The organism is Streptomyces sp. NPDC003327 (assembly GCF_053589515.1).
This window is the reverse complement of record NZ_JBSFSA010000070.1, coordinates 1-19,182: the sequence shown is the minus strand read 5'-3', so window position 1 is coordinate 19,182 and position 19,182 is coordinate 1. Positions and strand designations below refer to the sequence as shown.

Here is a 19,182-nt window from a genome sequence, read left to right as displayed (position 1 = left end):
TCGCTACGACAAGACCGCCACCATCTACCTCGCCGGACTCCACATCGCCGCCATCTTCATCTGGTCGGCGAGATGATCCGAAAGAAACTTCCTAGCCGGCTGAGGTGTCCGCGCTCGGTCTCGTCGAGGCCGAGGACCCGGGCGAGCGCGTCGAGCACCTGCTCGGAAGGCTGGGTGGCGCGGCCCTGCTCCAGGCGCACGTAGTAGTCGACGCTGACTCCGGACAGGTGCGCGACCTCTTCGCGGCGCAGCCCCGCGACCCGGCGCCGCCGGCTGTCGGTGGGGATGCCTACGGACGCCGGGTCGACCCGGGAACGCCTGGTGCGCAGGAAACCCGCGAGATCGTCCATGCCTCCCAGTATGGGCGCGCCGGAGCCCGCGAAGGTGGCCCTGCCAGTACCAGGAAGTCCGGTCCGACGGAAGGGCCGCCCCTGAACGACGGGGGCTGTGGCGGCCAGGATCGACGGCAGCCGATCCGAAGGAGTTCCCATGAAGACGCTCATCGTCCACGCCCACCCGGAGCCGGAGTCGCTCAACGGCTCGCTCAAGGACCTCGCGGTATCCACACTGGAGGCCGCCGGTCACGACGTACGGGTGAGTGATCTGTACGCGATGAACTGGAAGGCGGTCGTGGACGCCGCGGACTACGGCCCTGCCGCCTCGCGCCCGCTGAAGGTCGCCCTGGACTCCGGCCGCGCCTTCGACGCCGGGACGCTCACCCCGGACGTCCGCGCCGAGCAGGAGAAGCTGCTGTGGGCCGACACAATCATCTTTCAGTTCCCCCTGTGGTGGTACACGATGCCCGCGATCCTCAAGGGCTGGGTGGACCGGGTCTTCACCCACCACTTCGCGTACGGCGTCGGCGAGCACAGCGCCACCAAGTACGGCGACCGCTTCGGCGAAGGCACCCTCGCGGGCCGGAAGGCCCTGCTGTCGGTGACCGCCGGCGGCCCGGAGTCGCACTACGCCGCCCGCGGGATCAACGGCCCCATCGACGACCTGCTGTTCCCCATCCACCACGGCATCCTCTACTACCCCGGCATCGAGGTGCTGCCGCCGTTCGTGCTCTACGGCACCGACCGGATGACCGACGCCGACTACGCGGATGTCGCCAAGGCATGGGAAGAGCGCCTGCTCACCCTGGAGTCGACCGAACCGATCGCGTTCCGACGGCAGAACTTCGGCGACTACGAGATCCCCTCGCTGCACCTGAAGGAGGGACTGGAGCCCGTGGGCCGCACGGGATTCAGGCTGCACGTGAACGGCTAGTGACCTGGGCGTGAGTTGATTCGGCACCACGTGAGTCGGATCGTGCTGGCGTGTGCGGAGGGCGGGCTGAATCTGGCGGTCGCGGCCCGGCTGGGGGTGAACCGGGGCATCGTCGCCAAGTGGCGGAGCCGGTTCCTGCGCGACCGGCTGGACGGACTCGCGGACGAGCCGAGGCCCGGGGTGCCGCGGACCATCACCGACGCTCAGGTGGAAGAGGTGGTGGTCCGCACCCTGGAGGAGACTCCGTCTGGCGGGACGCACTGGTCGAAGCGGGAGTTGGCCAAGGTGGTGGGCATCTCACCCGCGAGTGTGCTGTGGATCTGGCACGCCTTTGGTCTGCAGCCGTGGCGGACCGAGACGTTCAAGATCTCCCCGGACCCGTTTCTGATCGACAAGATCCGTGACGTCGTCAGGCTGTATCTGGCTCCGCCGACGAACGCGGTGGTGTTCGCGGTGGACGAGAAGCCGCAGATCCAGGCCCTTGAACGGACCGCGCCGGTGCTACCGATGGTCCCGGGAGTGCCCGAGCGGCGGAGATGCGACTACGTCCGGCACGGCACCGCCGATCTGTTCGCCGCGCTGAACACCGCGACGGGCAAAGTGATCACCAAGTTGTCCGCGCAGCACCGGGCCGTGGACTTCCCTGACTTCCTCGACGAGATCGACCGCCAGACCGATGAGGGCCTGGCGGTCCATGTCATCTGCGACAACCTCTCCGCTCACAAGGCGCCTATGGTGCACAAGTGGCTGCTCGCGCCCCCGGGCCTTCCCCCGTGAAGGTGGACACGCGGTTATTGATCACGCGGCGAGCGTGAGTTTAGCGGTGTGGTGTCGGTGCTCGTATTCGTTGGGGCTGAGGTAGCCGTTGGCGGAGTGCCGGCGGCGGGTGTTGTAGCGGGTCAGCCAGGCGAAGAGGGTCCTGCGGCAGGTGGTGGCGTCGCCGTAGTCGAGGGCGCCTTGGAGGGTCTCGCGTTTCAGGGACGCGTGGAAGCTCTCGCAGGCCGCGTTGTCGGCGCTGGTGCCGACCGAGCCCATCGACCGGGTGACGCCGAGCTGGTCGCAGAGGCCGGCGAAGGCCCGGGAGCCGTATTGGGCTCCGTGGTCGGAGTGGAACACGGAGCCGTCCAGGCCGCCGCGGGTCGCGGCTGCCATCCGCAGTGCGTCGGCGACCAGGCATGTCCGCATGTGGCCGGCGATGGACCAGCTCACGACCTTGCGGCTGAAGCAGTCCAGCACGGTCGCGAGATAGAGGAACTCACCGCCTGCAAGAGGGAGATAGGTGATGTCGCCCATGTACTTCCGGCCCGGCTCGGTGGCGGTGAAGTCCCGCTGGAACAGGTCCGGAACCGATGTGCCCGCCGGATCGGGGACAGTGGTGCGGACGCGTCTGCGCAAGCGGATGCCGGTGATGCGGAACGTCCGCATGATCCGGGCGACCCGTTTCTCGTTGACCCGCCGCCCTTTCTCGCGGAGCTCAGCGGTCACCCGCGGGGAGCCGTAGGCGCCACCGGACTCACCATGGACCTCGCGGATCTCCTCGGCCAGGATCCGGTCCTCCCGCTGCCGGACGGCCCGGGCCTCGGCGCCAGCGAGCCACTTGTAGTAGCTGGACCGGTTCACGTCCAGGACCTGGCAGAGCCGCTTCACCTCGTAGGTGTCCCGGTGGTCGTCGACGAACTGGAAGCGGCTGATCACCAGTTCGTCTCTCCGGCGAAATACTTGGCCGCCCTGCGGAGTATGTCCCGCTCGGTGGCGAGCTTGCGCTCACTTGCCTCGAGCTCGGCCACCCGCGCTTCGAGCTGCCGGATCCGCTCGTCCGGATCGGCGGACGATGCCACCTCCCGAGGCCGGACGGCAGGCTTCGCGACCCCGGCGGCGACGCCACGGCGTTCGCGGTCCCGCAGCACCCACTCCGCAAGGTCGCCCGGTTGACACCCAGATCAGCCGCGATGCCCTTGTACGTCGCCCCGGGTGCGGACTCGTACAGGGCCACAGCATCGGCCTTGAACTCGTCCGAATAGTCCTTCATCGCCATCGGCGGTCTTCTCGCTTCCTCCGGATCAAGCAGATCCAGTATCAGCGTGTCCACCACTCAGGGGGAGGCCCCCCCGCTTCCAGCTGCACTTCACCCCCACGTACTTGTCGTGGATCAACCAGGTCGAGCGGTGGTTCGCGGAGCTGGAACGACGCTGCCTGGAAAGTGGGGTGTTCTGTTCGCTCAATGAACCTCTTTCATCCTGGGGTTCCGAGGGTGAAGATCAAGAGCATCGCTGCAGGTCATCAGCGCTCTAGAGATCGAACCGCGGCCAGGATGAAAGAGGCTCAATGACCTCAAGGTCGCACTCGAAGAGTGGATCAAGGTCTGGAACGGGGACGCCAAGCCCTTCAAGTGGACCAAGACCGCCGACCAGATCTGCCGCTACTGCTCACGCATCTCCGAACCAGGTCACTACAGTAGGGCGTGTGTCGGAAGTGGCGTCGTCCACATGTTAGGGCGGACGGGACTTCCGGCACACGCCCTGGTGCTCCAGCAGCGGATCATGTCCTGAGCCGGTTCTCCGCCGGCGGTAGCAGTGCCGGGAGGTGGCTTGCCCGCAGCGTCGTAAGTGGGACCGGTTCAGTGCGTGATCTCAAGGTCGAGTGGTGCGTTGTGGCGATGCGGGCACGGTCGACCGGCGAGGGTCGGGCATGATCCTCTCCCTTGAGGCCCGGACGTGCGACCCGTCCACGGGGCAGTCGTCAAAATCCAGCAGACCGACTTGGTGAAGCTCGGTCAGGCATGCAGCGATGCGTCCGCCGGCCCCAGGGCGAAGCGGGTGAAGCGCACCCGCAGTCCCTCCCGCTGGGGAGAGCAGCAGAATGGTCCAGCCAGTGCGTCCGCGTCAGGCGCCAGGGGCGTCAGTCTGACCATCTGCCAGGCTCCGTCCTCGCAGCGCGCTCTCACCGTCACCGCGTCGCCGGCGCGGCTTGCTCGAAGGGTGACGCGACGCCCGTGCCAGGCGGGGACGGGAGACAAGGACCAGTCCGACTTCCCGGACGTGACTACCGCGCCCACGTGCGGAACGCCGTCGGTCATTTCGACGCCGGCTTTGATCCACGTCCCCTCATCCACGCGCACCATGAGTCCTGCCTGGTCATAGAGCGTGTCGAACTCGGCCACGAAGGTCACTTCCATGGCTGACCCGACAGGAAACTCCGCCAGGAGTGCGTGACCGTCGTCCTTCACGAAACCGTAGCCGGTGGTACGCCAGAAGTCGCTGCGGTCCCTGGTGGTCACGACAAGCTCGCCGTCGTCCGTCTCGGTCCGCAGCGGCGGGTTCAGCCACTCGGCGTCGGCCCAGTCGATCACGCGCTGTCCGTCCATTTGTCGCCCACCCCGTTCTCATCCCGCCCGGGCGCGACCATGCACACCTGGCGCGTTGAAATTTTCAGCAAGGCCATTCAATCCCATGGTCACCTTGCTGCACCAGCGCTTCCCCGCACCGCCCTGTTCACCCGGGCGGACGCCGGCCCCGCGATCGTCCGGGCTCATCGGCCCGAAGGCGTCGGCGGGCTCGTCCGGTTGCTCGCGGGAGGGTGAAACGAGATGGACGTCCGGCCCTCAGAAGGCCGAGATCGCCTCGCGCGAACACCACGTCGCAGAACGGCGCAAGCGCCTGGTCGGTGTATGCGAACCGACCCATGAGCAGCTGCGACGGCGTGGCGCAGCCCTTCCCTGCGGCGATGATGTTGGCGCCGTCGTCGAGCAGTCGGGCCGCGATCGCGCTGCGCGTACCCGTGTCCACGTTCGTCGACGCACCCATCAGGAGGCTGTGACAGCAGTTCCCCTGTGGTGGTCCTGGCGACTGACACCCTTTGCGCACGGTTCACCTATGCCTGTCCGGTGGGTGAGCACAGGGGCTTGGCTCCGCTCGTCCCGGGCGGGCCGGCTCTCGCACGCGGCCGTGAACGCCCCCGACATCCGAGCTGCTGCGCCGTGCGGTGCAGCAGCTCTCCTGGATACCGTTCCGCCGCCATCGACGAATCGGTCCCAGACTCGGCTCCACGGACCGTACTCGGCGGGGATATCCCGCCACGGAGCACCGGTCCGGACACGGAACCGTATGCCATCGATCGGCCGCCGGGGGCGGACGGGCGGGACATGACGGCCTGACCGGCGACTTCCGCCGGGCGCGCGGAGCAGGGCAAGCCACGAATCGGTGGGGGAGCGGTCTGATGAAGACCGCCCCTCCACCGCGCGGCAGTGGCTGGCTGACACCCGGTGCAGTCGGCATCGGTGGTCGGTTCAGAGTGCGTCACCCGAGGGTGACGCACTGTCGAGAGCCGTCGAATCTTAGCCACTGTGAACCTGTCGACCGTACGTCGACCGGTCTGTGGCCGAGGGCTCCGAGGCGGGCCGCGGCGGGCGGCCGCTTGGCTTCTCCATGACCAGACGTGAGGTCGGTGCAACTCCTTTCAGCCCACTGAAGGCATCTGACCTGCTGATTAGAGGACACAAGAGCATGTTGGCTGAAAACCCTTGCAGAAACTTGCACCCGACCTCCCTGCACCTGAAGGATTCGGGACATGACAAACCTCATGGACCGCATATCGCGTCCCGTCGCTCTCGCCGCCACGACCGCGGCGGGTCTCCTGATGGCCGTGGCCGCCGCCCCGTCCGCCGTGGCGGACACCGGAACCCCGGCTCCGGAGTGCGTGGAGTACTTCCAGAGCTGGCGCTACACTGACGTCCACAACGGCTGCGCCGACACCGTCTCCGTCACCGTCGAGTACACGAACGGCCAGTGGGCCCCCTGCCGTGTGATCGAGCCCGGCGCCTGGGCGACCTTCGCCGGCTACGGGACGGACGGCAACTACGTCACGGGGGTGCGCACCTGCGACCCCGCCAGCGGCGTCTGAGTCCCGAGACCTCCGATGCCCGGTGTGGTGCGGGGCGGCCTTGCCGCCCCGCACCATCGCGCCATATGCGGTGGATTTTTCTTTCCCCTCGCGGCTGACGCGGTGGTCCTGTCCCGGACCGAGGGCAATGACGCCTTCCCCTCGCGACCGGTGCCTCGGCGACACCCCCGCCCCGCAAGGCGTGCCATGCATGCCGATGGTCGTCGTACTCGCGCGGGAACCCGGTACGGATAAACTGACCGATAACAGTCAGGCGGAGATGCTTCTGGTCAAGGCCATGCCGACGGATGGCGGGAGGTCTCGTATGAAGCCCTGGACGGCCGGCATCGTCTTGGCAGCCGCACTCGTTCTGACGAGTGCCGCCTGTGGCACCCCGGGAGGAGGCGCCGCCGACCGCTCCGGCCCCACCGTCGGTGTGCTGCTCCCGGAGACCGAGACCAGCCGCTACGAGACCTTCGACCGGCCCCTGATCGAGCAAGCGGTCAAGGAACGGTGCGGGGACTGCACAGTTCGCTACGCCAACGCGGAGAACGATGTCCAGATCCAGCACCGGCAGATGAACGCCATGCTCTCCCAGGGCGTCGACGTGCTGATCCTCGATCCTGTCCAGGAGGTCTATCTCCGGGGCCTGATCGCCGAGGCGGCGGAGATGGACGTCCCGGTGGTCTCCTACGACCGGGTCGCCCAGGGGCCGATCTCGGGTTATGTCTCCTTCGACTCGGACGCCATCGGTGTCCTGCAGGGCGAGGGCTTGCTCGACGGCCTCGGCGACCTGGCCGACGGAGCGCGGGTCGTCCGGGTGGAGGGGCCCCTGTGGAACCCCGACCATGTGGCCGTTTCCATGCTCGAGCGGGCGGGCGCCCGCGTCACCAGGACGTACGTGGCATCGGGATGGACCCCGGAAAACGCGTACGCCATCATGGCCGGCGCCGTCGCGGACCAGGGGGTCGACAAGATCGACGCCGTCTGGGCCGCCAACGACGCGCTGGCCGCGGGAGTCATCTCCGCACTCAAGAACGCACGTACGGGTCCGCTACCGCCGGTCAGCGGCCAGGACGCCGACCTCTCGGCGGTGCAGCGCATCGTCAGCGGTGAGCAGTACATGACCATCTACAAGCCCTACCGGCTTCAGGCGAACGCCGCCGTGGACATGGCGCTCGCCCTGGCCCGTGGTGAGCCTCTGCGCTCCATAGCCACCGGCAGGATCAGTACCGACACGGCCCGGAACGTCCCCAGCGTCGAGCTCGAACCGGCCTTGGTGACCGCCGACACCATCGAGGAGACCGTGATCCGGGACGGCATGTACACCGTCGACGAGATCTGCACCCCGAAATACCGGCCCGCCTGTGAGAAGGCCGGACTCATCGACTGACGGCGAGGGAGGCCGAGATGACCCGAACATCGGATCCACCCCTGCTCGCCCTGCGCGGCGTCGTCAAGTCCTTCGGCGCCGTCCGCGCGCTGACCGGCGTCGACCTGGAGATCCGCGCGGGCGAAGTGGTGGCGGTGATGGGCGACAGCGGCGCGGGCAAGTCCACCCTGGTCAAGGTGATCGCCGGCGTCGAGCCCGCCGACGAGGGCTCATTCAGCTGGAAAGGCCACGCGGTGGACCTCACCCGTCCCCAGCACTCCCAGAACCTGGGAATCTCCGCCGTCTACCAGGACCTCTCGCTGTGCGACAACCTCGACGTCGTCGGCAACATCTTCCTCGGCGGTGAGCTCCGCAGGTTCGGTTTCCTGGACGAAATGGAGATGGGCCGCCGCACCCGCGGCCTGCTCGACTCCTTGTCGATCCGCATCCCCGACGCCCGCGTCCCGGTCGCCTCGCTCTCCTCCGACCAGCGGCAGATCGTGGCGATCGCCCGCGCACTGCTGAGGGAACCGGAACTCATCCTCCTGGACGAACCCGCCCAGGCCATGAGCACCCAGCAGACCAACAAGTTCCTCGACACGGTCGAGGGCCTGCGGGACCGCGGGCTCGGCATTCTCTTCATCAGCCACACCATGGGCGACATCAAAGCCGTCGCGGACCGGGTCGCGGTGCTCCGCCTGGGGCGCAGCAACGGCGTCTTCAACGTGCACACCGCCTCCCAGGAACTGATCGTCTCCGCCATCACCGGTGCCACGGACCACGCCGTGGCTCATCGCAGCACGGAGCGGAAGGACGACGGAACATGAGCGGCGCGTGCGCGGCGGTCGGGCCGCGACCGCTCACGGGCCGCCAAGCCCGCCGCGCGGCCGGAGTCGAGGAAACCCCCCACGGCGAAGCCCTGAGGGAGAAAGAGAGAACGCGGTGAGCACCTCCCCTCCCACCCTCGGCGGCCGACTCCGCACCCTGCGCGAACAGGGCGTACGAGGCTACCTCGATGGCCGACGGAACAGGCTGCTCACGGACGGTCTCGGCCCGGCTCCCGCGATCGTCGTCCTGATCCTCGTCTGGACTGTCTTCCAGATCCTCGACCCCAGCTTCCTCTCCCCCCGCAATCTCTCCAACCTCAGCGTGGACATCGTCGGCATGGGCCTGATCGCCACCGGCCTCGTGTTCGTCCTGCTGATCGGCGAGATCGACCTCTCGGTCGGTGCGCTCAGCGGCTTCACGGCCGCCGTCTTCGCCGTGCTGAACGTCCACCACGGCATGCCGGAAGGGCTCGCCGTCCTCCTGGCGGTCGCGGCGGGGTGCGTGGCGGGAGCCTTGCACGGCGTCGTCATCGTCAAACTGGGCGTGGCGTCCTTCGCCGTGACCCTCGCCGCGGCGCTCGGCTGGAGCGGCATGCTGTCCATCGTCCTGGGCGGCAACGGCACCGTCTTCTTCGATGACGAGGGACTGGTGGCGACGCTGACCCGTCACTACTTCGGCCACCCTGCCGCCGCCTACGGCCTCGCCGCGCTGGTCACCGGTGTCTACTTCCTCGCAGCCCACCGGCGGTCGCGGTACCACCGCGCCTCCGGCGCGGCCTTCTCGTCCCTCGGCGTGATCGCCGCCCGCACGGCAGCGCTGGGCCTCATCGCCTGCGCCGGTGCCGCCGTGCTCAACCAGTACCGGGGACTGCCGCTGGCCCTGCTGCTCTTCCTGCTCGTCGTCGCCGGGCTGGACTACGGTCTGCGCCGCACCTCATACGGCCGTACGGTCTATGCCCAGGGCGGCAACGCCGAGGCAGCCCGCCGCGCCGGACTTCATGTGGTGGCGGTGCGGATCTCGGTGTTCATGGTCTCCGGGGCGACGGCCGCGCTCGGCGGCCTGTTTCTGGCCTCGCGGACCAGTACGGTCGGCGCGGGCTCGCCCACCCTCGTCCTGCTGGTCAACGCGGTCGCCGCCGCCGTGATCGGGGGTACCAGTCTCTTCGGCGGTCGCGGCCGGACCTGGTCCGCGCTGCTCGGCATCCTGGTCATCCAGTCGGTCGCCTCCGGCATGGCGCTCCTGGGCCTGCGGGGCGCCATCCAGATCACGATCACCGCGGGCATCCTCGTGATCGCCGTCATCATCGACTCCGTCTCGCGCCGTCCCCACCTGGACCTCCGCGCGGACACCCGGGCCTGACCCCGCTGCGGTCGGCCCCGCCCGACTGGCCGCCGCCACCTGACAGACACCAACATGGAGTAAGGCCGGTGGACAGCAGTGGCCGCCGGCGGGTTCTCGCGTACGGAGGCGGTGCGAGTTCTTGGACGGCCAGATTCTTGCGACCTGCGGGGTCGGGTTCGCCGCGGTCTACGTGTGGGAGGAGAGCAGTCGTGAACTCCGCCTCGCCGAGATATTCGACGCCGACGGAGAGCACCAGACGGCGACGACGTACACACTCACCTGCCGCTCACCCGTTGCCGACGCCTGCCGCGCCGGCCGCCCGCTGTGGCTGACCTCCGAGGACGCCGCCCGGTACGGCCTGCAAAGTGACGCGCCCATTCCCGTCCCCGCACCTTCGGCGAGCCCGATGGACACCTCTCCTGTCGGCTCCGTCTGGACGGGCGCGCTGCCGCTGGGCGGGGAGGCCCGCTTGCTGGGCTGCCTGCTCGTGATGGGCCGGGCCGGGGACGGCGGCTTCAGCAACGACCAGCGCACCCTGCTGGAACTCTACGCCGGCCAGGCGGCCACGAAGCTGGAGGCGGCCTCGGCCCGCGCCACCGACCGGACCGAGACAGCACCCCCGCTCAGCCCATCCCTGCCGCCCGCGCTCGGCGGCTGTTTCATGCTCACCCTCAGCACCGGGCACATGGACGCGGATACGGCGGTGCTGGACCTGTTCGGCATCCCCCCGGAGGACTTCGACGGCGATGTCTCGGCCCTGCTCGAGTGCACTCACCCTGACGACGCACCCGCGCTGATGTCGGTCGTGGAGCCCCAGCAGACCGACTCCGACCGGCATCTCGCCTTCCGGGTTCGCCGCCGCAACGGTGAGTTGCACTGGCTGGGCCTGCACTGCCGCGTGCTGGCCGGCCCCGATGGCAGACCGTACCGCGTGCTGGGTCTGGTGGGCGACACCTCGTTCCTGCGCCCCACCGGCGACGACGTGTCCCTTGTACAGCGGCTGTCCGCCGCGCTGTCCGGCGCGACCACCGTCCGCGACGTCAGCAGGGTGGTGGTCGATTCTCTGCGTGCTCCGCTCGGCGCCGACCGGATGGCGGTCGCCGAGCTGGAGGGCGACCACCTTGTGGTGACCGTTCTCGACCCGCCGGAGCCGGACGCCTGGCCCCGGTCGTGGCGCTCGGAGTGGCGCTCGGAATGGCCCGACGCTTCCTGCCACGCCCTGCCGACCCTGCAGAACGCCCTGCGGGAGGGGCACATCGGTCTCTGGCCGACGGGCATCGAGCTCGAGCCCCATCTCAAGGGGGTCGGACCCGGCGGCCTCGCCGTCCTGCCGCTCCCCTCGGAGGGCCGGATGGTCGGGGTGTGCCTCGTGGGGTGGGACAGCGAGCACTACTTCGGCCCCGGAGATCGCTCCCTGCTGACCGTGGCCTCGGGCCTGATCGGCCAGGCGCTGACCCGAGTCCACGCCCTGGACGCCGGGCACGAGCTCGCCACGATGCTGCAGCGCAGCCTGCTGCCCCGCAAGCTGCCGGAACTGCCCGGAGGAGTGGCCGTCGCCCGGTACCTGCCCGCGACCGCGGGGCTCGAAGTGGGCGGTGACTGGTACGACGTGATTCCGCTCTCCGACAACCGCGTGGCGCTGATCATCGGCGATGTGCAGGGACACAGCGCCGGAGCCGCCACGATCATGGGTCAGATGCGCACCGCCATCCGCGCCTACGCGGTCGAAGGCCACCCGCCCGATGTCGTGATGGCCCACGCCAACCAGCTGCTCGTCAACATGGAGACGGACCTCTTCGCCACCTGCACCTATGTCGACCTGGACATGGAGGAGGGCACCGCCTGGGCCGTCCGAGCGGGACATCTCCCACCGCTGCTGCGGCTGCCCGACGCCACGACCGAGGAGCCGGATATCGAGGGCGGCCCCCCGCTCGGTGTGACCGCCGACGGCGAGTTCCCGATCACCGAGCTCAGCCTCGCCCCCGGCACCCTCATCACACTCCTGACCGACGGACTGGTGGAATCGGCGACGCTCCACCTGGAAGACGGCATGCGGGCCGTGCGCGAGCTGCTCGCCGCCTCCGACCCGGCCGACCCCGGACAGGTGGCCGACCGCCTCGTTGCCGGCACGGGCCAAAGACACGACGACGTGGCCGTGCTGATCCTGCGCTACGACGGCATGCGGGTTCGGCCCGTCCGGGCCCGATGGGCGGTATGGCGGCTCCCCGATGCCGTCATGCACGCGCGTCGCTTCACCGCCCGCACCCTGCGCGACTGGTCTGTGACGGAGGAGGCCGACACCGTCCTCCTGGTCGTCTCCGAGCTGGTCACCAACGCCGTCGCGCACACCCAGGGTGAGGTGCGGCTCGGCCTGACGCTGACCGGCGACCGGCTGCGCGTCGCCGTGAACGACGCCTCGCCCCGCACACCGGTCAAGACCGAGAACGTGGACTGGGAGGCGACTGGTGGACGCGGCCTGCTGCTTGTCGCGGCGATGTCCGCGGCTTGGGGCTCCGTGCCCTTCAGCGGCGGCAAACAGGTGTGGTGCGACATCACACTCCCGCCACGCGACGAACCCGCGCCCAGCGCGCCCCTTGAGCCCGGCCTTCTACCGCCGCCCGAGCCCGGGGCCGTACCACCGCGGTGAGCATCGCCGTGTGCTCGGGCACCGTCTCCGCTCAGTGCGGCAGGACCACCGCGAACTTTACGTCCAGTACTGTCAGGGCTGCTTCCGGAATCCCCACAGCAGAGGGGTCTGTCAAACGAGCGGCTCTGGCCCGTAGTCGGTGGTGACGCCGGGTGTCCGTCAGGGCAGGAGGATGCGGTGTCGGAGGAGGTCGAATCCGGCGCGTCCGTGCATCTGTCTCATGATCCTCTTGGTGCGGGTGTTGACGCCTTCGGTGTGGCCGTTGTGGTAGGGCAAGGTGAGGCCAGCGTCCACGGCGGGCCGGTCGATTTCGAGGCCGTTGGTGAAGCTTCGCAGGTGAGGCAGTGCGGCGGCGCGAGCGGTGGTGATCCACTTGGTGAGTTTCACGTCGTTGCCCTTGGCTGGTTTCAGCAGGGTTGCGAAACCGCGGACGAGATCGGCGAGTTGGGTCATCTCCGGGCATGACGCAATGAGCTTCTCCAGCAGGGCGGCTTCCTTCGGGCGCAGATTCTGGGGGTCGGTAAGCAGGAGGCGGCTGTAACGGGGCGGTCGCCTTCGGCGCGGCCCTGGTTGAGGTAGCGGACCAGCAGGTTGGCACTTCCTCTGGGTCTTCCTCGCCATCCAGGTGATCTTCCTGATCTGGATCATCGCCGGAGCCGCCTCGGGATCCGGGACCCCTGACGACTGCGGAACATTCGACCGCCAGACGTGCCACGACGCCGAAAACGTCGGTACCCGCGATCGGGGTCGGAGTGATCATCTTTCTCTGGGCTGCCGTGGACATCGTTCTCGGCGTCACGTACGCGATCTACCGCTTCACACGACGCCCATGACCAACGGCCCCCGAAGGCTCCTTCCTACGCCCGCCGGCATTTCACCAGAGCGGAGCAGGGGGGAACAGTGCCGCGAATCTGAGGTACACCAGAACCATGACGGCCCAAGAAGCGTTCTGCGTGCGATGCGGCAGCGCAGGTACCTGAGTCACCCGCATCGACCGGACCAGCGCGGAGGGCACCTGCTTGCGCTGCAACAAGCCCTTTCACGCCACGCCGTGCCAGAACTGCGGAGGCTTCCGCATCGACGGCTCCTTCGGCGTCCCCGGCATACGGTTCGAGAACCTCCCCGAGACCGTGGGTTGCTGGGACTGCAGTCACGAGAACTCGCTGCGCGATCCCGGCCCGGAGTAGGCGGCGCCAGGCACGTCCTTGCTGCGGGGCGGGCTGCCTGGCGTCGGGCCCGGCTGGCGGAACCGGCACCGAAGTCCCCGTGTCCCGCGCCGGCTTCTACCGCCATCTGGCCACCGGGCAAGCCCGCGTCGAGCGCCAGACAGAGGAGCAGCGGACGGGGCCGAGATCCGTGCCCTCCACGCCGAGCACGATGGCGCCTGTGGTGCTCGCGCGTCCATGCCGAGCTGAGGGCGAGTGAACAGTGGATCAACCGCAAACGCGTGACCGGGCTGATGCGGGTCAACCACATCGTCGGCCGGCATCTGCGGAAGAAGAACCTGAGGCACCCCATCGACGTCCTGCTCGCCTGGACCCCGCAGCACATGCCCGGCATCGAGCGCGCATGCGACGACTTCGACCGAGGCGAGGAAGACTGCCGGTGAACATGGCGAGGTGTGCTGGCGTACCGGCCGCCGCCGGTCTGCCGTCGCGCAACCGGCCCGTGCTACATCAGCACACGGACGTCATGCGGTGCCGACTGGAGTCCGGGCGCGCGGAACGGCGCCGGATGCTGGCCGAGCGAGCCGAACTGGTCCTCCATACTGTCCCGGTATGCCTGGTGGATGGTGCCGCGCTTGCCGTGGCGCAACGTGTCGTTGTCTACGTGGATCTCCTCGACGACCTCCAGCCTTACGCTCCGATCCTGGCGGCATGGCGCTCCTTGAAGTCGGCGGAAACGGAGCGGTGTTGGGTGCGCCCCTCGGCCCCGCGTCTCCAGAGCGGCAGCTTCATCGATTATCAAAAAGTGCATGCTTTTCGAAAGTATGATTACTGGCATGCAATTGGATCTGAATCTGCTCACTGCCCTGGATGCGCTGTTGGAGGAGGGTAGTGTCGCCGGAGCCGCTGCGCGGCTTCATGTCACCGCGCCGGCGATGAGCCGCTCGCTGGGCCGTATCCGCAAAGTCACAGGCGACCAGATCCTGGTCCGCACTGGACGCCATATGACGCCCACCCCCCGTGCGATGGCCATGCGCACCGAGGTCCACACCCTGGTGCAGCAAGCTCAGCAGTTGCTGTCCACCCGCACCGAACTCGACCTGGCGGCCCTGGAGCGGGTGTTCACCGTTCGCTGGCATGACGCCCTCACCACCACCTGCGGGACCGCGCTCGTTGCCGCGGTGCACCGCCAGGCGCCGGGGGTGAAACTGCGTCTCACGGTTGAACCTGGCTATGACACCCCTGAGCTGCGTCGTGGCGAGGTCGATGTGGCCTCCAGCGCCGAACCGCCGTCTCGGCCCGACATCCGTCACCGTCTCATCGGTGAGGACAGGATCATCCTGGCTGTCCGGGCAGGTCATCCGCTCACCGAAGGGCCGGTGACCGTCGAGAGATACGCGGCGGCCAATCACGTGACCGTCTCCCGGCGCGGAAGCCTGGGCGACCGGGTCGACGAGGTCGTGGCCGCCCTCGGCCACGAGCGCCGCGTCATCGTCTCGGCCCCCGCGACGGACACCGCACTGCAGCTCGCCCGTGACGCCGACATCGTGGCCACCCTCCCCGACGCGGTCACTCGTTCCGCCCGCCACCACCTGGGCCTGACCGCGCTGCCGCTGCCCTTCGACTTGCCACCCGTGCCTCTCTACCTCCTCTGGCACCAGCGCTACGACAACGACCCCGCCCACACCTGGTTGCTCAACCTGGCGACTCAGACCCTCCAGACCCTGTTCACCACCCCACACGCCCCTGACCAGTAGTATTCCGACGCCTGCGGGGTGGGGTGGGCTGTCAAGAGTCCCGGTGAGGACCCCGGTCGACGGTTGCGGCGCTCTGCACTGCTCCAGCCGGACGTAGTACTCGTGGAGAGGTACGCAAGGGTCGCCACCGCCTCGCGGCGAGAGCCGCTGCCCGGAGTCTCGGACCCGAGGGAAGGCCGGTGTCCTACAGGGGCGATCGGCTGCGGAGGAACGCCCTGAGTTCCTTCTTGTCCGGACCTCGAGTCTGCGCGCCGCACAGCGGCGTTTGCCTGGTGCAGCCCGTGCCTGTATTCGCCGGGTGGCCGGCCGGGCGCTGTCGGCATGGTGAACGGCACGAATAGCGCGACCTCCGTGAACGGAACAAGAGTACTCCCGCCAGCCCGGCACTTGGCATGGTCGATGCAGCGCTGGGCGCGAATGCCGTGGTGGAGTTCCGCGGCCTCCAACAGCTGGCTGAGATCACCAGTTCGACCGACATTGGGTGGCCGACATGCCGGAGTCATGACCTTCGGCCAGGATCTGATCCCTCGTCGCGCCCTGGGGGCGCTCGGGAGTCCCCGAGGCTTCAGGACTGCGAGGGCGCTGGCATAGGCCCTCAGGTCCTCCAGCGGCGCCGCTTCCTCCTGAGAGCCCATAACACGATCTTGTTGCATGGCTCTGGTCGGCCGTGACCGGTTTCACGATTCGGCTGTTTTGAGTGGGCCGGAGCCTGGCCCTGCGCTTACGTCTTCCTGGCCTGTGGCTGGTCGTAACCGCTCCCGGCCGCTGGCGTTGTATGTGGTGCGCACCGGCGGGTTCCGTGTCATGGCATCCTCGCGGAACCCGCCGACAGCGCGGGCGGAATGCCGTCGACCAGGACAAGGGGCTGGGTGACGTCGTTGACGTTGGCCGCGGTGGTGACGACCTTGAACGGGGTGCCGCGTCCGTCGCAGATCAGATGGCGCTTGCTGCCCGTCTTCCGCCGGTCGACCGGCGACGGACCGGTGTCGACTCCCCCTTTTTTCGCCCGGACGTGGGAGCCGTTCACACACGCTCTGGACCAGTCCAGCTCGCCGGCCCCGTTCAGCTGGGCGAGCAGGATCCGGTGCAGCCGATCAAAGACCCCAGCCTTCTGCCATCGGTCCTGCCGCCACCAGCAGGTATGGCCCGAGCCGAACCCCAGCTCCAGCGGCAGCAGTTGCCAGGCGATGTCGTTGATCAACACGTAGAGGATGCCCTGCAGGCACAACCGGTCCGGCACCGGCCGCGGGCCAGGAGCCTTCTCCGGCCAGGGCGGCAGCAGCGACTCGATCAGCGCCTACAGGTCATCGTCCGCGATCCACGGCCGGGTACTCACACCATCCCGAACGGCCGAATCACCACACCGGTCACGGCCGGCCAGGACCGTCCAACAAGATCGTGTTACGAGCTCTGAGAGCGGATCAATCGGATGTGGAGATCCACATCCGATTGAGCGAGAGTCATCTCAACAGTGTTTTGCATGCATTTGAAGTTATCTATTTCCCCTTCTAGCTTCGATAGCAGAGAGCGGGACGGAGCGGACAGCTCGGCCCGGCTGCCTCAATCTAAGTTCACTACAAGGGAGTTCAGTCATGCCCGAAACGCTTCGGACCGTCGGCGGCACCGTCTCCGACACCGACCTGCTCGGCCAGACCGCGATCGCCGTGCGCGAGGCCGGCTCGGCGCTCGTCGCAAGGTTCGGCGACGTGGTCCCCTACCAGACCCGGGAGGAGCTCATGAGCGCGCTCGCCGGCAACGACGACACCGCCCTCGGCATCCTGCGCCCCGCCCTCACGCGTCTGCGTCCGGACGCAGGCTGGGTGGAGGACGAACTGGACGGCGGAGCGCTGCCGCCCGGCGAATGGTGGGTCGTGGACCCGGCCGAGGGCAACGTCAACCACCTGCACGCCCTCCCGGAGTGGGCGGTGACCGCCACCCTCGTACGAGAGAACCGGCCGGTGCTCACCGCGGTCCACGTGCCGCTGACCGGCGAGACCTACACCGCGCTCGCCGGCAAAGGCGCCCACCTCGACGGCCGCCCGCTGCGCGTCTCCCCGACCACGGACCTCGGCCTCGGCCTCGTAGCCACCAGCCAGGCCAGGCCGGACGAGGACGGGAAAGTCGTGCGGCGCGTCGGCTCCTCGATCACCGCGATGCTCTTCGACGCGCTCGTCGTCCGCACCGCCGTCCCCGCGACCCTGCACCTGCTGAATGTGGCCGCCGGCCGGATCGACGCCTTCTGGCAGTTCGCCGGAACCCGCGCGGACCTGCTGCCCGGAGCCCTGCTCGTCACCGAGGCCGGTGGACGGATCTCCGACACCGAAGGCCGCCCCTGGACTCCTCAGAGCGAGAGCTTCCTGGCCGCCGCACCCGGCGTTCACGCCCAGGCCGTCACCACCCTCTCCCTCTGACCACACACCACCAACCGCACACACAAAAGAGGCCTGATCAAAATGACCACGATCGCCATCCTCGGAAACGGCCGCGTCGGCGGCAACCTGGCCACCGCCCTCACCCGGGCAGGACACAAGGTGACCACCGCGGACCGGACGCCGGGGGCCGCCGCAGATGCCGCCCGGACAGCCCAGATCGTCATCAACGCCACCCCGGGCGCAGGCTCGCTCGACCGGCTCACCGCGCTCCGCGAGGAACTGCGGGGCAAGATCCTCATCGACGTCTCCAACGCGACCCTCGACGGACCGGACGGACTGCCCGCCGACCTGATCCACCCCGGTTCCAGCCTGGCCGAGCAACTCCAGGAAGCACTCCCCGACACACACGTCGTCAAGACCCTCAACACGATGCTCTTCCCCGTGATGACCGCACCCGCCACGCTCACCCAGGCGCCGACCGCCTTCCTCTCCGGCGACGACCCGCAGGCCAAGCAGGCCGTCCGTGAACTGCTCATCAACCTCGGCTGGCACGAGGAGTGGATCACGGACCTCGGCGGTATCCAGACCGCCCGCGCCACGGAGGCCGCGATCCTGTTCGTCCCGCACGTCATCCGATCGAGCGGATTCACGCCCTTCGCTATCTCTGTCGCCCGCTGAAAGCCTGAGGCAACTTGCCGGAAAGCCCGAGCACCTGCCGGCTCGGCAAGCATGTCAATTTCAACTCCCCTCTCGCAAATAGCGATCGGCGTGAACTCGAAGTGGAGGACATCGGTGCATAATGGAAAGGCATGGACGTGAAGAGTGAGCCCTTTCCGACCTGGCCGGGCTGAAGGGGTGTTGGACAAATCGGTGGAACGGCGAAGCTCCTGGTAGACGGGTTCTCGACCAAGATCGCCCGAGACCACCAGGAGCTTCGCGTGCTCGTCTACCCGTCCTCGATTGATCTGTCCAGCCGCACCCTGCGGTTCCTGACCGGACGGCTGACGGCCAGGCGCCAGGACGTCGGGACGCGGTGGCGGCGCCTTCCTGCCTCGTGGCAGGCCCTGCTCGCCCTGGCTCACCTGCGGTGCGGTGACACCTACGCCCAGTTGGCTGCGGGGTTCGGCATCGGGATCGCGACTGTCTACCGATACATACGTGAAGCCGTTGAGGCCCTGTCCGACCTCGCCCCGTCCCTGGCCGAGGCGATGTGGTCGATCCGGGAGAAGGCGGCGTTCGTCATCCTCGGCGGCACCCTGTTGCCGATCGACCCCATCGCCGCTGACACCCCCTACTACTCTGGGAAACACAAGCGCCACGGCATGAACGTGCAGGTCCTTACCGATCCGTTCGGACGGCTGCTGTGGGCCTCGCCGGCGCTGCCCGGCTCGACCCACGACCTGACCGCCGCGCGACACCACGGGATCATCGAAGCCCTCGCCGACGCGGGGCTCAAATGCTGGGCGGACAGTGATGATGGTTGGTGGTGCCACCGGCAGGTCTGACCCTTGGGCTGACTGACCACAACTTCCGTGTCTTTGCCTTGATCTGT

At 68.4% G+C, this 19,182-nt stretch carries 14 protein-coding genes and 4 pseudogenes; 12 read left to right on the top strand and 6 right to left on the bottom strand.

What is annotated here, in order from left to right; all coding sequences use genetic code 11:
* Nucleotides 1-92: 92 nt before the first annotated feature.
* A pseudogene (locus ACWDVG_RS30405) lies at nucleotides 93-350 on the bottom strand (helix-turn-helix domain-containing protein); the annotation flags it as partial.
* A gap of 139 nt (nucleotides 351-489) precedes the next feature.
* Here ACWDVG_RS30405 and ACWDVG_RS30400 point away from each other — a divergent pair.
* Together ACWDVG_RS30400 and ACWDVG_RS30395 are read left to right on the top strand one after the other, a co-directional pair.
* Nucleotides 490-1,269 (top strand): NAD(P)H-dependent oxidoreductase, encoded by a 780-nt coding sequence (locus ACWDVG_RS30400; RefSeq protein WP_451703972.1) that lies wholly within the window; start codon nucleotides 490-492, stop codon nucleotides 1,267-1,269.
* 15 nt (nucleotides 1,270-1,284) lie between these two features.
* Nucleotides 1,285-2,046 carry an IS630 family transposase gene (locus ACWDVG_RS30395; protein WP_451703971.1) on the top strand — a complete coding sequence of 254 codons (762 nt, stop codon included), beginning with the start codon at nucleotides 1,285-1,287 and terminating at the stop codon, nucleotides 2,044-2,046.
* Between the two features lie 21 nt (nucleotides 2,047-2,067).
* Here the strand turns inward: ACWDVG_RS30395 and ACWDVG_RS30390 are convergent.
* From ACWDVG_RS30390 to ACWDVG_RS30380, 3 genes and pseudogenes are all read right to left on the bottom strand, one after another.
* Nucleotides 2,068-3,304 (bottom strand): annotated as a pseudogene (locus tag ACWDVG_RS30390) (IS3 family transposase).
* Between the two features lie 738 nt (nucleotides 3,305-4,042).
* Entirely contained in the window at nucleotides 4,043-4,633 is a 591-nt protein-coding gene (locus ACWDVG_RS30385; RefSeq protein WP_376601997.1) for a DUF1349 domain-containing protein, read from the bottom strand.
* A 438-nt stretch (nucleotides 4,634-5,071) separates the two neighbouring features.
* Nucleotides 5,072-5,503 carry a transposase gene (locus ACWDVG_RS30380; RefSeq protein ID WP_376602004.1) on the bottom strand — a complete coding sequence of 144 codons (432 nt, stop codon included), beginning with the start codon at nucleotides 5,501-5,503 and terminating at the stop codon, nucleotides 5,072-5,074.
* A gap of 332 nt (nucleotides 5,504-5,835) precedes the next feature.
* Between ACWDVG_RS30380 and ACWDVG_RS30375 the strand changes: the two genes are divergently transcribed.
* The 5 genes from ACWDVG_RS30375 to ACWDVG_RS30355 all read left to right on the top strand — a co-directional run bounded on the left by ACWDVG_RS30375 (nucleotide 5,836) and on the right by ACWDVG_RS30355 (nucleotide 12,335).
* Nucleotides 5,836-6,168 carry an alpha-amylase gene (locus ACWDVG_RS30375; protein ID WP_376601996.1) on the top strand — a complete coding sequence of 111 codons (333 nt, stop codon included), beginning with the start codon at nucleotides 5,836-5,838 and terminating at the stop codon, nucleotides 6,166-6,168.
* 190 nt (nucleotides 6,169-6,358) lie between these two features.
* Nucleotides 6,359-7,540, top strand: coding sequence for a sugar ABC transporter substrate-binding protein (locus ACWDVG_RS30370; RefSeq protein ID WP_451703969.1), 1,182 nt, complete (start codon nucleotides 6,359-6,361; stop codon nucleotides 7,538-7,540).
* Nucleotides 7,541-7,557: 17 nt separating this feature from the next.
* Entirely contained in the window at nucleotides 7,558-8,346 is a 789-nt protein-coding gene (locus ACWDVG_RS30365; RefSeq protein ID WP_376601403.1) for an ATP-binding cassette domain-containing protein, read from the top strand.
* Between the two features lie 115 nt (nucleotides 8,347-8,461).
* Nucleotides 8,462-9,706, top strand: coding sequence for a sugar ABC transporter permease (locus tag ACWDVG_RS30360; protein WP_376601401.1), 1,245 nt, complete (start codon nucleotides 8,462-8,464; stop codon nucleotides 9,704-9,706).
* A gap of 121 nt (nucleotides 9,707-9,827) precedes the next feature.
* Nucleotides 9,828-12,335, top strand: a complete 2,508-nt coding sequence (locus ACWDVG_RS30355) for a SpoIIE family protein phosphatase (RefSeq protein WP_451703967.1) — start codon at nucleotides 9,828-9,830, stop codon at nucleotides 12,333-12,335.
* A 159-nt stretch (nucleotides 12,336-12,494) separates the two neighbouring features.
* Here ACWDVG_RS30355 and ACWDVG_RS30350 read toward each other — a convergent pair whose 3' ends face one another.
* Nucleotides 12,495-12,983 carry a transposase gene (locus ACWDVG_RS30350; protein ID WP_376601398.1) on the bottom strand — a complete coding sequence of 163 codons (489 nt, stop codon included), beginning with the start codon at nucleotides 12,981-12,983 and terminating at the stop codon, nucleotides 12,495-12,497.
* Nucleotides 12,984-13,604: 621 nt separating this feature from the next.
* Between ACWDVG_RS30350 and ACWDVG_RS30345 the strand changes: the two are divergent.
* Together ACWDVG_RS30345 and ACWDVG_RS30340 are read left to right on the top strand one after the other, a co-directional pair.
* Nucleotides 13,605-13,833 (top strand): annotated as a pseudogene (locus ACWDVG_RS30345) (IS3 family transposase); the annotation flags it as partial.
* A gap of 504 nt (nucleotides 13,834-14,337) precedes the next feature.
* A complete protein-coding gene (locus tag ACWDVG_RS30340) occupies nucleotides 14,338-15,258 on the top strand; it encodes a LysR family transcriptional regulator (RefSeq protein ID WP_451703965.1) in 921 nt (306 codons plus the stop codon).
* 802 nt (nucleotides 15,259-16,060) lie between these two features.
* On the opposite strand, the gene ACWDVG_RS30335 is transcribed toward ACWDVG_RS30340, so the two are convergent.
* Entirely contained in the window at nucleotides 16,061-16,549 is a 489-nt protein-coding gene (locus ACWDVG_RS30335; RefSeq protein WP_451703973.1) for an IS5 family transposase, read from the bottom strand.
* 301 nt (nucleotides 16,550-16,850) lie between these two features.
* On the opposite strand from ACWDVG_RS30335, the gene ACWDVG_RS30330 reads away from it, so the two are divergent.
* The 3 genes and pseudogenes from ACWDVG_RS30330 to ACWDVG_RS30320 form a co-directional block, all read left to right on the top strand.
* Complete coding sequence (locus tag ACWDVG_RS30330; RefSeq protein WP_451703964.1) at nucleotides 16,851-17,669, top strand: 3'(2'),5'-bisphosphate nucleotidase CysQ; 819 nt, start codon at nucleotides 16,851-16,853, stop codon at nucleotides 17,667-17,669.
* A 42-nt stretch (nucleotides 17,670-17,711) separates the two neighbouring features.
* Complete coding sequence (locus ACWDVG_RS30325; RefSeq protein ID WP_451703961.1) at nucleotides 17,712-18,308, top strand: NADPH-dependent F420 reductase; 597 nt, start codon at nucleotides 17,712-17,714, stop codon at nucleotides 18,306-18,308.
* A 260-nt stretch (nucleotides 18,309-18,568) separates the two neighbouring features.
* Nucleotides 18,569-19,099: pseudogene (locus tag ACWDVG_RS30320) on the top strand (transposase family protein); the annotation flags it as partial.
* Between the last annotated feature and the right edge of the window lie 83 nt (nucleotides 19,100-19,182).

Bases quoted from the DNA above. Each gene is read 5' to 3' on its own strand.
- ACWDVG_RS30340 (WP_451703965.1), top strand. From the start codon at position 14,338: ATGCAATTGGATCTGAATCTGCTCACTGCCCTGGATGCGCTGTTGGAG.
- ACWDVG_RS30325 (WP_451703961.1), top strand. From the start codon at position 17,712: ATGACCACGATCGCCATCCTCGGAAACGGCCGCGTCGGCGGCAACCTG.
- ACWDVG_RS30385 (WP_376601997.1), bottom strand. From the start codon at position 4,633: ATGGACGGACAGCGCGTGATCGACTGGGCCGACGCCGAGTGGCTGAAC.
- ACWDVG_RS30400 (WP_451703972.1), top strand. From the start codon at position 490: ATGAAGACGCTCATCGTCCACGCCCACCCGGAGCCGGAGTCGCTCAAC.
- ACWDVG_RS30370 (WP_451703969.1), top strand. From the start codon at position 6,359: ATGCCGATGGTCGTCGTACTCGCGCGGGAACCCGGTACGGATAAACTG.
- ACWDVG_RS30330 (WP_451703964.1), top strand. From the start codon at position 16,851: ATGCCCGAAACGCTTCGGACCGTCGGCGGCACCGTCTCCGACACCGAC.
- ACWDVG_RS30350 (WP_376601398.1), bottom strand. From the start codon at position 12,983: ATGATCCAGATCAGGAAGATCACCTGGATGGCGAGGAAGACCCAGAGG.
- ACWDVG_RS30375 (WP_376601996.1), top strand. From the start codon at position 5,836: ATGACAAACCTCATGGACCGCATATCGCGTCCCGTCGCTCTCGCCGCC.
- ACWDVG_RS30365 (WP_376601403.1), top strand. From the start codon at position 7,558: ATGACCCGAACATCGGATCCACCCCTGCTCGCCCTGCGCGGCGTCGTC.